Raw genomic sequence first — 17,893 nt, forward strand, 5'->3', positions numbered from 1 at the left:
CTACTGGTCGCTGAACAGCGCGCGGTGCACTTCGGTGGCGGTGCGGTGTTCCGGGTCGACGGGACGCAGCGCCTCGCCGGCGTCTTCTCCGCCTGCCTGGGATCCTGCGGTGCTGTGCAACTCGGAGAAGAGCTGCACGTGGTGGTCGTTCAAGGGATTCCTCCGGTTCGTCTGCCGCATCCGATGCGGCAACCACTCGAGAATGGCAACCACTCGAGAATGTCGAGTATGCATCGAAACCCCCGCCGATCGGCGGCGACACGGCGACGGCGCCACAGATGCTCGGCGCTAGCCGCTTTCGGCGTCCCGCTTGGCGAACGCGAGTTGCATCTGCCAGCCTTCGACATTGCCCTCGATCGCGGACGCGCGACGCTCGGCGCTCGGGTACAGGGCGGCGAATCCGGACTCGACGACGCGCAGGAGGGTGCCACCCTCCCGCTCGGACAGGAAGAATTCGACCAGGGTGGACGTGCCCTCCACGAGGGGCCGCGCGGGATCGTCTCCGCCGCGGAACGAGACGTAGTGGGGTGCGTCGGACTTCACGGGAAGAATCGGGAAGCGTCCGTACGGGGGGAACTCCACGACGAAGACGTCGCCCTCGCGTGTGGTGGTGGTCTTGCCGGGATCTCCGTCGCCGATGAACCAGCCGGGTTCACTCACCAGCCGGAACACCCGCTCGATGGGGGCGTCGATCTGGATCTCGCGCTCGATCCTGTCCTGGGACGTCTCCGCAACGCTCATGATCATCCTCACCTCTCGACAATGTGCTACCCCACGGTTGCACATCGGCGGTTCCTCGTGCAACCCTCAGATTGCACTCGATCGGAACAAGGAGGGGAAACGCATCCGGGTGCCCACCCCGACGCCGGACGGCGTGGGGCGGGCACCCGGGAAACGTGTCAGCTGAAGTGCGCCAGCAGGGCGTCGCGCTGACGGTCGCCGAGGCCACGGAGGCGGCGGGTGGGCGCGATCTCCAGGTTGGCCATGATCTCCTGGGCCTTGACCTTGCCGATCTTCGGCAGGGCCTCGAGGATGGCGCTGACCTTGGTCTTTCCGATGATGTCGTCGACATCAGCCTTGGAAAGGACCTGCTTGAGGGTGATGTCACCGGACTTGAGCTTGTCCTTGAGCTCTGCGCGTGCCTTACGAGCGGCGGCGGCCTTCTCGAGAGCTGCTGCCCGCTGTTCGTCAGTGAGCTGGGGAAGTGCCACGATGTCTCCTTCATTCGGGGTACGTATCGAACACCGTAGCGATCGAACGGCCACTTCACCGCATCCATCGGACGTGTCGCGCATCCTGTCCAATTCGAAGGTCCCCTGTTCGCGGGTCCCACGGCGCGAAAAATGCCAGGACGCGGGCGCAGCGGTGTGCCATGCTCGACGAGTTCCGATCGGTTCACACGTCGACTCGAGGAAGGAAGTAGCGATGCGCGCACTGCCTGCTGCCCACGCGGTCGCGTTGCGCCCGTCACGCCCCGGCAACGCCCCTTCCTTCCCGGCCCGCCGGCAAGGCGAACGCGGGATCATGCCCGCCGCGAAGACCCAGCGCTCCGCCTGACACGCCGGAATCGACAACCGTCGCCCGGCGTGCCTCCACCGCCGCGAACCGACGACAGAACCGAGAACACCCGTGAGGTACGTATCCCGCAACCCGCCCTCGACCACCCTCGACGCCCGCACCTGGTCACGCGCGGCCGTGCTGGTCCTCAACGTCACATACGAGGCGCTCTGTGAGATTCCCGCGGAACGCGCAGTAGTGCTGATCAGTGTCGGCGCGGCCGAGACGGTCGCCGATCGGGAGCCACCGTTCCCGATCCGGTCGCAGCACGTCGAGATCAGCCTGCCGCAGACCATCCGTCTGCTGCGGTACGTCTACGTCCAGCACTCCGTGCCGATGTCCGACAGCAGTCGCGCGACGTTCGCGGGCGTGTTCCGTCGTGACCGCAATCGTTGCGGCTACTGCGCCGAACCGGTCGCGACGACGATCGATCACGTGCTGCCGAGGAGCCGCGGCGGCCCGAACACGTGGGCCAACCTCGTGGCGTGCTGCGCCCCCTGTAACCAGAGGAAGGCCGATCGCACACCGGAGGAGGCAGGGATGCCGCTCCTGTGGGAGCCGAAGGTGCCGCGGCACATCGAGAAGGCGCAACGGCAGATCTGGCGGGATCTCGCGGCGGTGTAGCCGCGAGATCCCCGGGTATTCCGCCTCCACCGACCGACTTCTCCCGGAAAGGGGAGATTTCCCGATGACCGACGTCCTGGACACGACCCTGTCCACACTGCTGCCCGCCTCCGACGATCCCGCCGGGTGGGTCGACGCCGCGTGCCGCAACGACCCCGAGCCGGACCGGTGGTTCCCTTTCCCGACAGAGGATTTCGCGTACGCGCGTGACGTGTGCCGGCACTGCTCGCTGCGGATCCGCTGTGAGCTCTTCGCCAGGGCGACCGCTCAGTCCGGGGTGTGGGGCGGCAAGGAGTTCGACCGGGGCCGCGAGAGGCGGGCGTGACTCCGCCCGGCGCGGCCCCTGCCCCCGCCCTGCCGGCTGACGCCTACTTGCCCAGGATCTCGGGCAGCGCGACGTCCTCGCCCCGCACGTGCTCCGAGAGGAACGACAGCACCACCTGGTACCAGACCTTCGCGTTCTGCGGGGTGAGGATCCAGTGGTTCTCGTCGGGGAAGTAGAGGAAGCGGTGGTCGGTGACCCCGTCGTCGTCCGCGGGCAACCCCGACTCGGACAGCAGTTCGAACCACAGCCGCAACCCGTCACCGATCGGGACGCGAAAGTCCTTGTCGCCGTGGATGACCAGCATCGGTGTCACAATGTCCGCGACGTACAGGTGCGGTGAGTTCTCCACCGCCATCTCGGGGGTCATCTCCCGCTGCCAGTACCAGGCGGCGTCGGTGGTGGGGCCGAACTGGTCCAGCGCCCACAGGCTCGCGTGGGTGACGATCGCCTTGAACCGGTCGGTGTGCCCGGCGATCCAGTTGGCCATGTATCCGCCGAACGATCCGCCCATTGCCGCGGTGCGCTTCTCGTCGATCTCGGGCAGCGCCACCGCGGCGTCGGTGATCGACATGAGGTCGGTGAACGGCGCCTTGCCCCACTTCCCCCAGCCCCGTTCGACGAACGCCTGCCCGTAGCCGGTGGACAGGGCCGGATCCGGCAGCAGCACGGCGTATCCCCGCGCCACCAGAAGCCACGGGTTCCACCGCCACGACCAGGTGTTCCACGAACCCAGGGGGCCGCCGTGCACCCACAACGCGAGCGGCACCGGCGCGTGCGCGGAGGCGCCGGTCGGCACCGCGAGCCACGCGCGCACCGCCGCGCCGTCCGCGGCGACCGTCTCGACCTCCGTCAGCGTGCCCGGGAGTTCGGGGAGGTCCGCGGGCGCCTTCAGCAGCGACACGGCGCCGGTGGTGATGTCGATGCGCACCGGGTGCGGCGGCGCCGCGTACGACGCCCGCAGCGCGAACACCGTGGACCCGTCCGGAGCGACCTGCAAGTCGGTGTAGGCGGAGTCGTCGGTCGTGACCGGCGTGGGGTCCGCGCCGTCGCGGAGGAGGAAGATCGGTGCGCGCCCGCGGTCGTCGGCAGTCACGAGGAGACCCGAGCCGTCGGACAACCAGACCACGGACGTGGCCCACCGGTCCCATCCGGGTGCCACGTCCGTGACGGTGCCGGTGTCGAAGCTGTACCGGTGCAGCGTGAATCGCGGCGCGGAGTCGGGCGTCGCATGCGATTCCCGCGCGAACACGACGTGCCGTCCGTCCGGAGAGACCACCGGGCCCGACAGGTCGGCGTCGCCGTCGTCGACGAGGACGGCGCGCGCCCCCGTCTCGGTGTCGATGCGCACCAGGATGTTCCGGATCGACGCCAGCGGGCCGGGAACCGTCCACGACGTCACGACGAACGTGCCGTCGTCGCTCAGCGCGTAGTCCGCCTCCCGCAGCGCCGGACCCGGCATCGGTGTGAGGTCGGTGAGCTGCGGCTCCTGCCCGTTCTCCGTGAGCGCGTCCAGCGGGGCGGACAGCAGGTGCGGCACGTCGGGACCGAGGTCGTGGTCCCAGTAGCGGATCGGGTAGCCCGTGTGCAGGATCGCCGAGACCTTCTTCTCCTTGCGCTCGGCGCGCACCCGCTCGTCGTCGGCGGACTCGCCGGATCTCCCCAGTACGCCCGTGGTGACGACGAAACGCGGCGCGCACCGGGCCGCACGCACACCGGTGATGCCGCCGCCGCGTCGCGCGACGATCACGGCCTCGCCGCCCCGCGCGGGCAGTCGCCACAGGTCGTCGGGAAGGTCGTCCTCGTCCTGCGTCGGCCGGGAGGACGTGAAGAGCAGGTCGCCGTCGCTGGTGAACGTCGCGTTGGACTCGCCGGTGCGGCCGCGGGTGAGCCGGCGCGCCGCGAACTCGCCGGTGGGATCGATCTCCCACAGCGCGGTGACGTACTTCGTCGACTTCTCGTCGAGCGTCGACTGCGCGACGACGAGCCTTCGCCCGTCCGCCGACAGCGCGAGGCCGCCGACGCGACCGAGCGCGAGGTAGTCGTCGAGGTCGTCGAAAGGAGTTCCGGCGTGGAGTTCAGGAATGGCGGTCACGAGTCGTTGTTATCACGAACCGGGCTCACCCCGTCACACATCCGCGTCTCAGGCGAGCAGGGGCGCGACCCGCGGCGGGATCTCGTTCAGCGCGTACGGCAGGCTCAGTACGGTGCTCCACGCCATCGCCTCGGCGGCGGCGTCCTCGAGCGTGATCGTGCGGCCGGCCTTCACCACGTCGAGTTCCTGATAGATCGGCGTCTTGTCGAGTTCCGCGCGCAGCTTGTCGCCGTAGCCGCCGCCCGCGTACCAGACGAGGAGATCGACGTTCGCCAGCGACAGCTGCTCCGTGCTGATCTCCGCGAAGTTGCCGGTGATCTGTTCCGTCACAGGGGGGTTCACGAAACCGAGTTCGGTGAAGAAGCGGACCTTCGGGTCCTCCGGGCCGTACACACCGAACTGCCCCGGTCCCTTGAGCGCACCGACGAGGACGGTCTTTCCCGCGAACGCCGGGTTGGCGGCCCGGACGTCGGCGAACTGCGTCTCGACGCCGGAGACCAGTTCGGCGGCCTTGTCCGTCTTGCCGAGTGCGTCGCCGAGAATCCGCGTCTGATCCTGCCACGGGACGCCGTAGTCGGCGAATTCCTTGGGCTGCGCGATCGTCGGCGCGATGGCGCTGAGCTTGTCGTACTGGGCCTGGGTGAGGCCGGAGTAGGTGCCGACCACCAGGTCCGGTGCGACCGCGGCGACCTTCTCGAAGTCGATGTTGGTGGACGCCGTGCCGACGATCTCCGGCTTCGCGTCGCCGAGGAGGTCCTGCGCCCACGGCCACACGCCGTAGGGGTAGTCGCCGTACCAGTCGAACGTGCCTGCCAGCGGGCCACCGAGCGCGAGGATCGTGTCCTGGTCGTTGTAGCCGACGCTGACGATGCGCTGCGGGTCCGTCGGCACCTGGGTTTCGCCGTACTTGTGGGCGACGACGGGGCCCGTGGGCTCGTTGCCGCCGCCGTCGCCGTCCGAGCTGCTGCAGGCCGCGGCGAACGCGAGCAGCGCTCCCCCGGTACTCAGGAGGAATCCGCGTCGGCTGACGCCGGTCCTCTGTTGTCCCACGTTCATGCGGCGACCCTCTCGTCTACCAGGTTTTCCGATCCCCTTAGGTAAGGCTTGCCGAGCTTAGCCTAAGGGTTCGCACGGGCGGGCTCCCGCCACATCGCCCACAGTGTCGGGCCGCCGTCCGGGATCCGGATCTCACCGGTGACGTCGAAGCCGAACCGCTGGTAGTACGAAATGTTGTCCTTCTTGCTCGACTCCAGGTACGCCGGGATGCCGTCGGCATCACACCGGTCGAGCCTCGACCGCAACAACGCCGTCCCGTAGCCGCCGCCCCGCCCCGCGCTCGACGTCCCGATCGTCGCCAGGTACCAGTGCACGGGGTCCACCGGGTGCGCGTCTTCGACGGTTCCGCTCACCGCGGCCCCGACGCCCAGCCGGGTACCGAACGCGCGGACCAGCCCCGGCAGGCTGAGGAGCGACGACAACGCCGACTCCTTCCAGCCGCCCGGCGGATCCCACATGGCGGCCCCGCGGATCGCACCGTCGCCGTCCTCGGCCAGTTCGGCCCCGCCCCCGGCGAGGTGGTGATGGCGGATCTCCACCGAGAACAGTCTCGGCAGACCACGGCGCCTGCGCTCCGGATCCGGCCACATCCACACCATCACGGGGTCGTCGAAGAACGCGTCGGCGAGGACCCGCGCCAGTTCGGGGATGTCGGATTTGGTCGCGGCCCGCACGCTCACACCCATGCCCAGAGGGTACGGGCCCACGACAACAGCGCGCGGGAACGACCGGCCGCCACCCGCGGTTCGTGTCGGGCGGCGGCCGGTCGGACCTTCGAGATCGGACCTTCTAGACGGTGGCGTCGACCAGGAGCTTCGCGCCGGTGGCCGCCTGGACGTCCTCGACGCTGTGACCGGGTGCGGTCTCGACGAGCCGCAGGCCGTCGGGGGTGACGTCGATGACGGCGAGATCGGTGACGATCTTCTGCACGCAGCGCTTGCCGGTGTACGGCAGCGTGCACTCCTCGAGGATCTTGTGCTCACCCTTCTTGGTGACGTGGTCCATCATCACGATGACCTTGCCTGCGCCGTGGACGAGGTCCATCGCGCCGCCCATGCCCTTGACCATGGCGCCGGGGACCATCCAGTTGGACAGGTCGCCGTGACTGCTGACCTGCATCGCGCCGAGAACGGCCACGTCGACGCTGCCGCCGCGGATCATCGAGAACGAGTCGGACGAGGAGAAGAAGGCCCCGCCGGCCACCACGGTGATGGTTTCCTTGCCCGCGTTGATCAGCTCGGGGTCGACCTCGTCCTCGGTCGGGTACGGCCCGACGCCGAGGATGCCGTTCTCCGAGTGCAGGATGACGTCCTTGCCCGCCGGGATGTGACCGGGAATCAGGGTCGGCATGCCGATGCCGAGGTTGACGTACTGCCCGTCCTCGAGTTCGGCTGCGACCCGGGCCGCCATCTCGTCACGCGTCCAGCTCATGCCCGCACCGTCCTGTTCTCGATTCCCGTTTCCTGCTTGCCGACCTCGACCACACGCTGGACGAAGATGCCGGGGGTGTGCACCTCGGCGGGGTCGATCTCGCCGGGCTCGACGAGGTGTTCGACCTGCGCGATGGTGATGCGACCGGCGCCCGCGGCGTCGGGGTTGAAGTTGCGGGCGGTCTCCCGGTACACGAGGTTGCCGAGCCGGTCGCCCTTCCACGCGTGGACCAGCGCGAAGTCGGTGCGGATGGCGCGTTCGAGGACGAAGGACTCTCCGTCGAACTCGCGTGTCTCCTTGGGCTTGCTGGCGACCGCGATGCCGCCCTTGCCGTCGTAGCGGATGGGCAGACCGCCGTCGGCGACCTGCGTTCCGACACCGGCGGGGGTGTAGAAGGCGGGGATGCCCGCTCCCCCGGCGCGCATGCGTTCGGCCAGCGTGCCCTGCGGGGTGAGCTCGACCTCCAGCTCGCCGCTGAGGTACTGCCGCGCGAATTCCTTGTTGGCGCCGACGTACGAGCTGATCGTGCGCCGGATCCGGTGCTGCTCGAGGAGCAGGCCCAGACCGAAACCGTCGGTGCCGCAGTTGTTGCTGACCGTCTCGAGGTCGGTCGCACCCTGTGCGAGGAGGGCGTCGATGAGGACCGAGGGGATACCGACGAGGCCGAAGCCACCCACTGCGAGGGACGCTCCGTCGGGGACGTCGGCAACGGCCTCGGCCGCCGTTGCGAAGACTTTGTTGACCATGTGACCCAGGCTACCGCAAAATGTTCGAGTAGTGAACACACATCCACATTGCGAACAAATTGTGCCCCGCCTGTTGGCCCCATCACAGAACGCGACTACTATGTGCGAATAGCGGCCGACTGTTCACATCGAGAACGTGAGGATCTTCTTCCATGCTGCATCTGCCAGCCCACTACCAAGCCGGGCACGAAGCCAATGCCCCGCTGCTGTTCCCCGAGTACAAGACGACTCGGCTGCGCAGCCCCAAGAACGACCTGATCCTGATCCCGCAGCGACTCGGCGAGATCACCGGTCCGGTCTTCGGCGACGCCGACGTCACCAAGGGTGAGAACGACATGACCCGTGCCAACGGCGGCGAGGCCCAGGGGCAGCGCATCATCGTCCACGGCCGCGTCCTCGACAGCGCCGGAAAGCCCATCCCCGACACCCTCATCGAGGTGTGGCAGGCCAACGCCGGCGGCCGCTACCGCCACAAGAACGACTCCTGGCCCGCGCCGCTCGACCCCCACTTCAACGGTGTCGCGCGCTGCCTGACCGACAAGCAGGGCCACTACGAGTTCACGACGATCAAGCCCGGCGCGTACCCGTGGGGCAACCACCACAACGCGTGGCGGCCCGCGCACATCCACTTCTCTCTCTTCGGTCAGGCGTTCACCCAGCGCCTGGTCACGCAGATGTACTTCCCGGACGATCCGTTCTTCTTCCAGGACCCGATCTACAACTCGGTGCCCGAAGCGGCGCGCGAGCGGATGATCAGCACGTTCGACTACGACCAGACCCGCGAGAACTGGGCCGTCGGATTCAAGTTCGACATCGTCCTGCGCGGCCAGGACGCCACCCCGTTCGAGGACACGCCGTTCAACAAGACGGAGGGCCACTGATGATCGACACCCAGAACCCGGACGCCCCGCGCTACCCGGTCTTCGCCAAGAGCCAGGACGAGGTGCCGTTCGGCGTCACCCCGTCCCAGACCGTCGGCCCGTACGTCCACATCGGCCTGTTCCCCACGTGGGAGAACAGCGGCAACGCCGTCCCCGAGGATGCTCCCGGACGAATCGACGTGTCCTTCAACGTCATCGACGGCGCCGGCCAGCCCATCGGCGACGCGATGATCGAAACCTGGCAGGCAGACGCCGCGGGCCGGTTCGACAGTCCTGCCGATCCCCGCGGTGCCGCCGAGGCGACCCCCGCCGGATTCCGCAGCCTGGCACGCGTGTTCGCCGACGAGAGCGGCACGATCGTGGTGCACACCGTCAAGCCGGGCACGCTGCCCGCCGAGGACGGCGTAGTCGAGGCCCCGCACATCAACGTCGGGCTCTTCGCACGCGGCATGCTCGAGCGCCTGTACACGCGCCTCTACTTCCCGGAGGACACGGACGCCCACGCGTCGGACCCCGTGCTCGCGGCCGTCCCGGAAGCCGACCGGCCCAAGCTGATCGCGGAGAAGACCGATCGCGGATACCACCTGACGATCCACGTGCAGAATACGGACGGACGGGAAACCCCGTTCTTCGCCCTGTAATCGGCCGCAAACCCAGAAAGGTGTCGCGTGTGAACTCTCCGGAGACCTCCCGGGGTGCCCTGTTCGATCCGACGTTCGGTGCCGGCGAGTTGTCAGCGCTGCTCTCCGACCGGGCGTGGGTCACCGCGATGGTCGAGGTCGAGGGAGCACTGGCCCGGGCGGAGGCGAAGTGCGGCGTCATCCCCGCCGCGTCCGCCGACGCGATCTCCTCCGTGTTCGCGCGCATCGTCGCCGACGGCTCCGTGGACGTCGGGGCCCTCGGCGACGCGGCGGCCGCGGGTGGCAATCCGGTGATCCCGCTGGTGAAACTGCTCCGCAACGAGGTCGCCGCCACCGAGGCCGGGGTGCCCGGAGGCCACGTGCACAAGGGCGCCACGAGTCAGGACATTCTCGACACCGCCCTGATGCTGCTGTGCCGCCGGGCGGGCGCGCACGTCCTGGCGTCCCTCGACGAGGCGGTGCTGTGCGCCGAGGCCCTCGCGCGAGCCCAGCGCGGCACCCCGATCGCAGGCCGCACCCTCGGCCAGCAAGCGCTGCCCACCACGTTCGGCGTCCTCGCCTCCGGGTGGATGACCGCACTGCACAGGGCTTCTCGCGCACTGTTCGACGCACTCGACGGCCTTCCCGTGCAATTGGGAGGCGCAGCCGGAACGTCCGCCGCGCTCTACCCGCACGGCCTCGACGTCGCCGACGTCCTCGCCGACGAACTCGGACTCGCACGCCAGGACGTGCCCTGGCACACCGACCGCACCCGCATCGCGCTGCTCACGTCGGCGCTCGGAACGGCCGCGGGCGCGGTGTCGAAGATCGCCACCGACCTCGTGTTCCTGTCGTCCACCGAGGTCGGCGAGGTCAGCGAAGGGTCGCCCGGCGGTTCTTCGGCCATGCCGCACAAACGCAATCCGGTGGCCGCGATCGCCGCCCGCGCCGCGGCCCGCCGCACGCCGGGACTCGTCGCGACGATCCTCGGCTCGATGGATCACGAGCAGCAGCGCGCCGCCGGCCCCTGGCACGCCGAGTGGGAAACCCTCACGGACCTGGTGCGCCTCACCGGTGGCGCCGTCGCGCGGATCGCCGATTCGCTCGGCGGACTGAACGTCCACCCCGACGCGATGGCCCGCAACCTCGACATCACCGGCGGCCTGCTCCTCGCGGAACGGGTCACCGGAGCCCTGTCCGCCCACACCGACAACGCGCGCGACCTCGTCACCGCCGCGTGCCGGAGCGGACACCGACTCGACGAGGATCCGGGGCTCCTCGACTACCTGCCCGCGGACGAGATCCGCGCCCTGCTCGACCCTGCCGGGTACCTCGGCCACGCCCACGACATCGTCGACCGCGCACTGGAGACAGTGGCCCGCGGCCGGGAAGGAACGCGATGACAGTCGCACTTGCACACGAAATCTCCGGACCCCGCAACGGCGCGGCCGACGCCCCTTTCGTCGTCCTGCTCGGATCGCTCGGCTCCAACCGGTCCATGTGGGACCCGCAGATCGCGGCGCTGTCCGACGAATGCCGGGTCGTCGCCGTCGATCAGCGGGGCCACGGCGAGTCGCCCGCACCGGACGGGCCGTACTCCGTCCGCGAACTGTCCGAGGACGTTCTCGCCCTGCTCGACTCCCTCGGAGTCGACGCCGCCCACTTCGTCGGACTGTCCATGGGCGGCGCGATCGCCCAGTGGCTCGGCGCGCACACCCCGCGGCGGGTGCTGTCGCTGTCGCTGCTGTGCACCGCCGCGAAGTTCGGCGAACCGCAGGGATGGATCGAGCGGGCCGCCGCGTCGCGCGCCGACGGCCCCGAGTCGCTCGCCGATGCCGTCGTCGCACGCTGGTTCAGTGAGGGCCTGGCCAAGCGGGACCCGGAATTCGTCCGGCACTACCGCGACATGATCGCGTCGACGTCGCCCGAGGGATACGCCGCGTGCTGCGACGCCCTCGCCGACTGGGACTTCACCGCCGACCTCGCCCGGATCAGCGCACCGACACTGGTGATCGCGGGCGAGGAGGATCCGTCCACGCCGCCGTCGGTCATGCAGGTCCTCGCGGACGGCATCACCGGCGCCCGGTTCGAGGTGCTCTCCCCCGCCGCCCACGTCGCGAACCTCGAGCAGGCGGGCGCCGTCACGGCGCTGCTGCGCGAACACATCGCCGGCGGCGGGTACGCGCGCGGACGCCGCGCCGCGCATGCCCAGGGCATGACCGTGCGCCGCTCGGTGCTCGGCGACGCCCACGTGGACCGCTCCGTGGCCGGGACCACCGACTTCACGGCACCGTTCCAGGATTTCATCACCCGCACCGCATGGGGCGACATCTGGTCGCGTCCCGGGCTGGACCACGAACTGCGCCGGCTGCTCACGATCGCCGTCCTCACCGCGGTCGGCAACGAGCACGAACTCGACATGCACATCCGGGCCGCTCTCCGCGCGGGCGTCGACGCCGACACCATCGGCGAGGTGCTCCTCCACACCGCCGTCTACGCGGGCGTGCCCAACAGCAATCTCGGGTTCGCCCTCGGCAAGCAGGCCCTCGCCGACCTGGCCGCCGAGTCGACAGTGGAGGATTCGCAGACATGACAGCTACCAAACCGACGGAGAAGATCCTCCCATCCCCCGACTACGTGCAATCGCTGGCCCGGGGCCTGGCCGTGATCCGCTGCTTCGATCACCAGAATCAGCGGCGCACGCTCAGCGACGTCGCCCGCGCCACCGACCTGACCCGCGCCACCGCGCGCCGGTTTCTGCTCACCCTCGTCGAACTCGGCTACGTGGCCACGGACGGTTCCGCGTTCTGGCTCACGCCGCGGGTCCTCGAACTCGGGTACAGCTACCTGTCGAGTCTGTCGCTTCCGGAGGTCGCGCAGCCGCACCTCGAGAAGTTGAGCCACAAGGTCCACGAGTCGTCGTCGGTGTCGATCCTCGACGGCGCCGACATCGTGTACGTCGCCCGTGTGCCCGTCAGCCGGATCATGACGGTGGGCATCACCATCGGCACCCGGCTCCCGGCGTACGCGACGTCGATGGGCCGTGTCCTGCTCGCGGGACTGCCCGACGACGAACTCGACGCGTACCTCGAGAAGCTCGACATCCAGCGCCTCACCGAGCGCACGATCACGGCCCGCGACGACCTGAAGGCCGCGATTCTCGCGGTCCGCGCGGACGGCATCTGTGTTCTCGACCAGGAACTCGAGGCAGGCCTGCGGTCGATGGCCGCCCCGATACGCAACGCCTCGGGGCTCACCGTCGCCGCGGTGAACATCTCCACTCCGGCCGCACGGTACAGCCTCGAGGATCTGCATTCCGATCTCATCCCGTCGCTGCGGGTCACCGCAACCGACATCGAACAGGACCTCGCCACCGTCAACCGTTGACGGTGGCGAGGAATCTTCAGGAAAGGCCTTTTCATGCGTGACGTCGTCATCTGCGAGCCCCTCCGGACGCCCGTCGGGCGGTTCGGCGGAGTGTTCAAGGACATCACTCCCCAGAGCCTCGCCGCCACCGTCATCACGGCGCTCGTCGAACGCACCGGCATCGACGGCAGCCAGATCGACGACGTCATCCTCGGTCAGGCGTCCCCGGGCGGAGAGGCCCCGGCCATCGGCCGGATCGCCGCCCTCGACGCCGGACTCGGCATCGACGTCCCGGGCATGCAGGTGGATCGCCGCTGCGGATCCGGTCTGCAGGCCGTCATCACCGCCGTGCTGCAGGTGGCGTCCGGCGGCAACGACCTCGTGCTCGCCGGCGGCGCCGAGTCCATGAGCCAGGCCGAGTTCTACACCAACCCGAACATCCGCTGGGGCGTGAAGGGCGAAGGGGTGCAACTCGCCGACCGGCTCGCCCGCGCCCGCGTCACCGCCGGCGGCGCGAACTTCCCCGTGCCCGGCGGCATGATCGAGACCGCCGAGAACCTGCGCGCCGAATTCGACATCAGCCGGGAAGACCAGGATGCGCTCGCCGTGCAGTCGCACCAGCGTGCCGTCGCCGCGCAGGAGTCGGGTCGCTTCGCCGAGGAGATCGTCGGAGTGACGGTGCCGCAACGCAAGTCGGACCCGCTGATCATCGACAAGGACGAGCACCCGCGCGCCGACACCACGGTGGAGTCGCTGTCGAAGCTCCGCGCCATCCGCTCCAAGATCGACTCCGCCTCCACCGTCACCGCCGGCAACGCCAGCGGCCAGAACGACGGCGCCGCCGTGTGCATCGTGACGACCGCCGAGAAGGCGAAGGAACTGGGACTGAAGCCCCTCGCCCGGATGGCGTCCTGGGCCGTGGCCGGAGTCCCGCCGCGCACCATGGGCATCGGCCCGGTGCCCGCGACGGAGAAGGCCCTCGGTCGGCTCGGACTGTCGCTGTCCGACATGGGTGTCATCGAACTGAACGAGGCCTTCGCCGCGCAGACCCTCGCCGTTCTCCGCAGCTGGGACCTCGACCCCACCGACGAACGCCTCAACCCCAACGGATCCGGCATCTCGCTCGGTCACCCCGTCGGCGCCACCGGCGGTCGCATCCTCGCCACCCTCCTGCGGGAGATGGACCGTCGCGAGTCCCGGTACGGCCTGGAGACCATGTGCATCGGCGGCGGCCAGGGCCTGGCCGCGGTGTTCGAGAGGGTCTGATCCAGCGGCTTTCAGCGCACGCATATCGGCGAGCAGGCTGCGGGCCTGCTCGCCGATGTGCGTCCGGGGCCGGTCACAACCGGTGCAACTCCACGTCGCCGAGTTCCCCGTCGCGCACGGTGGCGGTCAGGTACGTGCAGTGCGGCTGACGCCGCCGATCGGTCGGCGATCCCGGGTTCAGCAGTCGCAGACCGGTTTCCGTGGTGGTGTCCCAGGGAATGTGGCTGTGCCCGAAGATCAGGACGTCGGTGTCCGGGTAGGCGGCCGACATCCGTTTCTCCCTTCCCGCGGCGGCCCCGGTCTCGTGCACGACGGTGATGCGCACTCCATCCAGGGTCACGTCGGCCCGCTCCGGCATCAGGGCCCGCAGGTCGTCGCCGTCGTTGTTGCCCCAGCACGCCACGAGTCGCGCCGAGCGTGAGCGCAGCGCCTCGAACGTGGGGAGATCGACCCAGTCGCCGGCGTGGATCACCACGTCGGCGCGGTCGACCTCGTCCCACACCCGGGCGGGCAGGTCTCGCGCCCGTTTCGGGACATGAGTGTCGGCGAGCAGCAATAACCTCACCGTGACAGTCTGCGCCGCCGCGGGCCTTACGCGCCCGCGAGCGCGGCGGCGTCCTCCGCTTCCAACAGCAGACCCATGTACTCACGCATCCGCTGGGCGTCCGGTTCGAGGCCCGTGAAGATCCGGAAGGAGTCGACGGCCTGACCGATGGTCATGCCGATTCCGCTCAGCGTCCGGGCGCCGATCTCACGGGCGCGGCGGAGGAGTTCGGTCTCGGCCGGACGGTAGACGACGTCCGCGACCCACAGGTCGGGGCGCAGCAGTGCGGCGTCGAGTGCCATGCCGGGGTGGGCCGCCATGCCGATCGGCGTCGCGTGGATGAGACCCTGGGCCGCACCGACCGCGGCGGGAACGGCGGCGAGATCGCCTGCCTGGATCTCCCGGTCCGGGAACAGGTCGGCGAGCGAGTCGCGCAGAGCCGTCGAGCGCGCGGCGTCGGCGTCGATGATCGTGAAGTGTCCGACGCCCCGGGTGAGGGCGGCGTAGGCGACGGCCGCCCCGGCCCCGCCCGCCCCGAGTTGCACGACGCGGTTCATCGGCGCGCCTTCGAGGCCCTCGTCCATGTTGCGCGCGAATCCGGACCAGTCGGTGTTGTGGCCGATCAGGCGCCCGCCGTCGATGTGGACCGTGTTGACCGCGCCAAGTTTGCGGGCGTCGTCGGACAGGTCGTCGAGCAGCGGAATGATCGCCTGCTTGCAGGGATGCGTGATGTTGAGCCCGTTGAATCCGAGGAGCTTGGCGGCGTCGAGGAGCCGCGGAAGTCCCTCGACGCCCATGCCCAGCGTGTCGAGGTCGAGGATCCGGTAGACGTACCCGAGACCCTGCGCGCGACCCTCTGCCTCGTGCAGCGGCGGGGTCAGCGATTTCGAGATCCCGGTGCCGATCAGACCGCACAGGTAGGACGGGCGGGCGGTGGGGGCATCGAGGTCACGAGAGGTCATGGGGATCACTTCCGGGAGAGGGCGAGAACTAATTAACTATCTAGTGAGTTATGTCACGGTAGCATACCTCCATACCGCGCGGAAGACAGCACAGGCAGGAGTTCCAGGAATGACACGAAGCGAGACCACGGGCGCCCTCCCCGAGAAGCAGGCGGCCAAGCGCACGCGCAATCCCGAGAAGACCCGGGAGAACATCCTGCGGGTGGCGATGACGGAGTTCGCCGACAAGGGCCTGACCGGGGCCCGCATCGACGAGATCGCGGCGAAGACCGCCACCACGAAGCGGATGCTCTACTACTACTTCGGCGACAAGGACGGCCTGTACCGGGCGGTCCTGCAGCGCGCCTACGAGGAGATTCGCTACGAGGAGTCCCAACTCGACGTCGACCACCTCGAGCCGGCCGAGGCCATCCGGGCGCTCGCCGAGTTGACGTTCGACCATCACGAGGCACACCCCGATTTCATCCGCCTCGTCGCGATCGAGAACACCAATCGCGGCGTCAACCTCGTCCAGGCCGAGGGTCTCCCCGAGACACAGGCGCCGGCGATCCGCACGCTCGATCGGATCCTCCAGCGCGGGCAGGACGCGGGCATCTTCCGCACCGACACGACGGCGCTCGACATCCACATGCTCATCAGCTCGTACTGCGTCTTCCGGGTGGCGAATCGGTACACGTTCAAGGCCCTGTTCGACTGGGATCTCACCGGCGCGGAGAACCGTCCCCACCTGCGCGCGATGATCGGCGACGTCGTCCTGGCCTACCTGCAGCAGCCGGGAAAAGTTTGAACTAACCATTTCGACCATTATTGACTCGAGCCTGTGACCTGGGTTACCTTGCTTGTACGACCTCCGAACACCTGCTCATTCGAGCCGCCAGTGTTCACATTCCTCGCTCCCCAGGAGTATCGATGACCATCGACTACGGCACCGGCGCCTCCGGTCGGAACGGTGACGGCAACGGCCGCTCCTCCGTCGACCCCAACGCTGATCCCACCAACGCGAAGAAGGCCGCGAAGGCCGCCTTCTTCGGCAGCCTGCTCGAGTACTACGACTTCTACATCTTCGCCTCGGCTGCCGCGCTGGTGTTCCCGCACGTGTTCTTCGAGGGCGCGAAGAACCCGCTCCTGCTGTCGCTGGCGACGTTCGGCATCTCCTACATCGCGCGTCCCGTCGGTGCCGTGTTCGTCGGGCACTTCGGCGACCGGGCAGGGCGCAAGAAGGTGATGATGTTCTGCCTGGTGCTGATGGGTGTCGTCACGTTCCTCATCGGCTGCCTGCCGTCCTCCGAGACTGCCGGGATGGTCGGCCCGGCACTGCTGGTGTTCCTGCGCATCTGCCAGGGCATCTCCGCTGCGGGCGAACAGTCGGGTGCGGGCTCCCTCACCCTCGAGCACTCCCCCGCTCACCGTCGCGGCTTCTTCTGCAGCTGGACGCTCACCGGCACCCAGGCCGGCTTCATCGTCGCGAGCCTCGCGTTCATCCCCGTCGCGGCACTGCCCGACGAGACCCTCTACAGCTGGGGCTGGCGCGTCCCGTTCTGGTGCAGCCTGCTCGTCCTCGTCGTCGCCTACATCGTGCGTCGCAAGCTCGAAGAGCCCGAGATCTTCATCGCCAACAAGGAGGCCCTGGACGAGGCACCTGCCCCGCTGCCCGTCGTCGATCTCTTCCGCACGCACTGGCGCGACGTTCTGCGCGTCGTCTTCTGCGCCTTCATCGCCGTCGTCAGCACCGTGTTCTCCGTGTTCGGCCTCGCCTATGCCACCACCCCGGAGATCGGCATGAGCCGCACCACCATGCTGTGGGTCGCGATCGCCGCCAACGCGGTGGCCCTCGTCTCGCAGCCGCTGTTCGGCATCCTGTCCGACCGGATCGGCCGCAAGCCGGTGTTCATCGGCGGCGCGATCGGTTCGGCCGCCGGAATCTTCGTGTACTTCGCCGCGATCGGCACCGGCAACGTCGCGATGATCTTCCTGGCGGGCATCCTGCTGATGGGTGGCGTCTACGCCGGGACCAACGCCATCTGGCCCGCATTCTACGCCGAGATGTTCTCCTCGCGGGTTCGCTACTCCGGCATGGCGATCGGCACTCAGCTCGGTTTCGCTCTCGCCGGTTTCGCACCGACCATCGCCCAGGCCCTCCGCGGCGGCGACCCCAAGAACTGGGTGCCGGTGGCGATCTTCACCGCCGTCTGCGCACTCATCGCCGCGGCGTCCGCCTCCACCGCCAAGGAGAACTCCCGCACCCCGCTGCTCGACCTCGACAAGGAGGACGTCGCGCTCACGAAGACGAAGGCGAACGCGAAGGTCTGATCCACTCGGAAACGAACGATGCGCCCGGCACGTGTGCCGGGCGCATCGTCGTGTCGGTTCCTAGCGCCGGAGTTCGTGGGTGAGTGCTTCGAGTTCGTCGCCGCCGGCCATTT

20 protein-coding genes are annotated in these 17,893 nt (G+C 68.9%); 10 read left to right on the top strand and 10 right to left on the bottom strand.

The features are described 5' to 3' along the window. The 3 genes from P3H15_RS18220 to mihF form a co-directional block, all read right to left on the bottom strand. On the bottom strand, positions 1–153 hold the full coding sequence (locus P3H15_RS18220; protein WP_009474026.1) for a hypothetical protein: 153 nt from the start codon (positions 151–153) through the stop codon (positions 1–3). A gap of 135 nt (positions 154–288) precedes the next feature. After that, the gene (locus P3H15_RS18225; protein ID WP_276138523.1) at positions 289–747 is read right to left on the bottom strand and encodes an SRPBCC family protein; all 459 of its coding nucleotides are present in this window, start codon (positions 745–747) and stop codon (positions 289–291) included. A 152-nt stretch (positions 748–899) separates the two neighbouring features. Next, positions 900–1,211: an integration host factor, actinobacterial type gene (gene mihF, locus P3H15_RS18230; RefSeq protein ID WP_005248100.1), complete on the bottom strand. Its 312-nt coding sequence runs from the start codon at positions 1,209–1,211 to the stop codon at positions 900–902. 418 nt (positions 1,212–1,629) lie between these two features. On the opposite strand from mihF, the gene P3H15_RS18235 reads away from it, so the two are divergent. Together P3H15_RS18235 and P3H15_RS18240 are read left to right on the top strand one after the other, a co-directional pair. Beyond that, positions 1,630–2,181, top strand: a complete 552-nt coding sequence (locus P3H15_RS18235) for an HNH endonuclease (RefSeq protein WP_276138524.1) — start codon at positions 1,630–1,632, stop codon at positions 2,179–2,181. A 64-nt stretch (positions 2,182–2,245) separates the two neighbouring features. Next, the gene (locus P3H15_RS18240) at positions 2,246–2,506 is read left to right on the top strand and encodes a WhiB family transcriptional regulator (RefSeq protein ID WP_276138525.1); all 261 of its coding nucleotides are present in this window, start codon (positions 2,246–2,248) and stop codon (positions 2,504–2,506) included. 43 nt (positions 2,507–2,549) lie between these two features. Here the strand turns inward: P3H15_RS18240 and P3H15_RS18245 are convergent, their stop codons facing one another. From P3H15_RS18245 to P3H15_RS18265, 5 genes are all read right to left on the bottom strand, one after another. Then, a complete protein-coding gene (locus P3H15_RS18245) occupies positions 2,550–4,598 on the bottom strand; it encodes a prolyl oligopeptidase family serine peptidase (protein WP_276138526.1) in 2,049 nt (682 codons plus the stop codon). 48 nt (positions 4,599–4,646) lie between these two features. After that, positions 4,647–5,654 carry an iron-siderophore ABC transporter substrate-binding protein gene (locus P3H15_RS18250; RefSeq protein WP_276138527.1) on the bottom strand — a complete coding sequence of 336 codons (1,008 nt, stop codon included), beginning with the start codon at positions 5,652–5,654 and terminating at the stop codon, positions 4,647–4,649. Between the two features lie 62 nt (positions 5,655–5,716). Next, entirely contained in the window at positions 5,717–6,340 is a 624-nt protein-coding gene (locus tag P3H15_RS18255) for a GNAT family N-acetyltransferase (RefSeq protein WP_276138528.1), read from the bottom strand. A 103-nt stretch (positions 6,341–6,443) separates the two neighbouring features. Further along, a complete protein-coding gene (locus tag P3H15_RS18260; protein ID WP_072946559.1) occupies positions 6,444–7,085 on the bottom strand; it encodes a 3-oxoacid CoA-transferase subunit B in 642 nt (213 codons plus the stop codon). Then, the gene (locus P3H15_RS18265) at positions 7,082–7,831 is read right to left on the bottom strand and encodes a CoA transferase subunit A (RefSeq protein ID WP_276138529.1); all 750 of its coding nucleotides are present in this window, start codon (positions 7,829–7,831) and stop codon (positions 7,082–7,084) included. The genes P3H15_RS18260 and P3H15_RS18265 overlap by 4 nt, the downstream gene beginning before the upstream one ends. 152 nt (positions 7,832–7,983) lie before the next feature. On the opposite strand from P3H15_RS18265, the gene pcaH reads away from it, so the two are divergent. The 6 genes from pcaH to P3H15_RS18295 are packed head-to-tail and all read left to right on the top strand — an operon-like array spanning position 7,984 to position 13,964. Continuing rightward, complete coding sequence (gene pcaH / locus P3H15_RS18270; RefSeq protein WP_276138530.1) at positions 7,984–8,712, top strand: protocatechuate 3,4-dioxygenase subunit beta; 729 nt, start codon at positions 7,984–7,986, stop codon at positions 8,710–8,712. Next, on the top strand, positions 8,712–9,353 hold the full coding sequence (gene pcaG, locus P3H15_RS18275) for a protocatechuate 3,4-dioxygenase subunit alpha (RefSeq protein ID WP_276138531.1): 642 nt from the start codon (positions 8,712–8,714) through the stop codon (positions 9,351–9,353). The genes pcaH and pcaG overlap by 1 nt, the downstream gene beginning before the upstream one ends. Positions 9,354–9,382: 29 nt before the next feature. Further along, complete coding sequence (gene pcaB / locus P3H15_RS18280) at positions 9,383–10,735, top strand: 3-carboxy-cis,cis-muconate cycloisomerase (RefSeq protein ID WP_276138532.1); 1,353 nt, start codon at positions 9,383–9,385, stop codon at positions 10,733–10,735. Then, positions 10,732–11,925, top strand: a complete 1,194-nt coding sequence (gene pcaD / locus P3H15_RS18285; RefSeq protein ID WP_276138533.1) for a 3-oxoadipate enol-lactonase — start codon at positions 10,732–10,734, stop codon at positions 11,923–11,925. The genes pcaB and pcaD overlap by 4 nt, the downstream gene beginning before the upstream one ends. Beyond that, on the top strand, positions 11,922–12,719 hold the full coding sequence (locus P3H15_RS18290) for an IclR family transcriptional regulator (protein WP_276138534.1): 798 nt from the start codon (positions 11,922–11,924) through the stop codon (positions 12,717–12,719). Before pcaD ends, P3H15_RS18290 begins: the two co-directional genes overlap by 4 nt. A 33-nt stretch (positions 12,720–12,752) precedes the next feature. After that, positions 12,753–13,964, top strand: a complete 1,212-nt coding sequence (locus tag P3H15_RS18295; RefSeq protein WP_276138535.1) for an acetyl-CoA C-acetyltransferase — start codon at positions 12,753–12,755, stop codon at positions 13,962–13,964. Between the two features lie 73 nt (positions 13,965–14,037). Here P3H15_RS18295 and P3H15_RS18300 read toward each other — a convergent pair whose 3' ends face one another. Both P3H15_RS18300 and P3H15_RS18305 read right to left on the bottom strand, forming a co-directional pair. After that, positions 14,038–14,529: a metallophosphoesterase gene (locus P3H15_RS18300; RefSeq protein WP_276138536.1), complete on the bottom strand. Its 492-nt coding sequence runs from the start codon at positions 14,527–14,529 to the stop codon at positions 14,038–14,040. A gap of 26 nt (positions 14,530–14,555) precedes the next feature. Next, positions 14,556–15,470, bottom strand: a complete 915-nt coding sequence (locus P3H15_RS18305; protein WP_276138537.1) for a shikimate dehydrogenase — start codon at positions 15,468–15,470, stop codon at positions 14,556–14,558. A 109-nt stretch (positions 15,471–15,579) separates the two neighbouring features. Here P3H15_RS18305 and P3H15_RS18310 point away from each other — a divergent pair, with 109 nt between their 5' ends. Both P3H15_RS18310 and P3H15_RS18315 read left to right on the top strand, forming a co-directional pair. Continuing rightward, on the top strand, positions 15,580–16,257 hold the full coding sequence (locus tag P3H15_RS18310; protein WP_276138538.1) for a TetR family transcriptional regulator: 678 nt from the start codon (positions 15,580–15,582) through the stop codon (positions 16,255–16,257). Positions 16,258–16,379: 122 nt separating this feature from the next. Then, on the top strand, positions 16,380–17,780 hold the full coding sequence (locus P3H15_RS18315; protein ID WP_276138539.1) for an MFS transporter: 1,401 nt from the start codon (positions 16,380–16,382) through the stop codon (positions 17,778–17,780). Positions 17,781–17,893: the final 113 nt, after the last annotated feature.

The sequence above is a fragment of the Rhodococcus sp. T2V genome (assembly GCF_029269925.1).
GTDB lineage: Bacteria > Actinomycetota > Actinomycetes > Mycobacteriales > Mycobacteriaceae > Rhodococcus_F > Rhodococcus_F koreensis.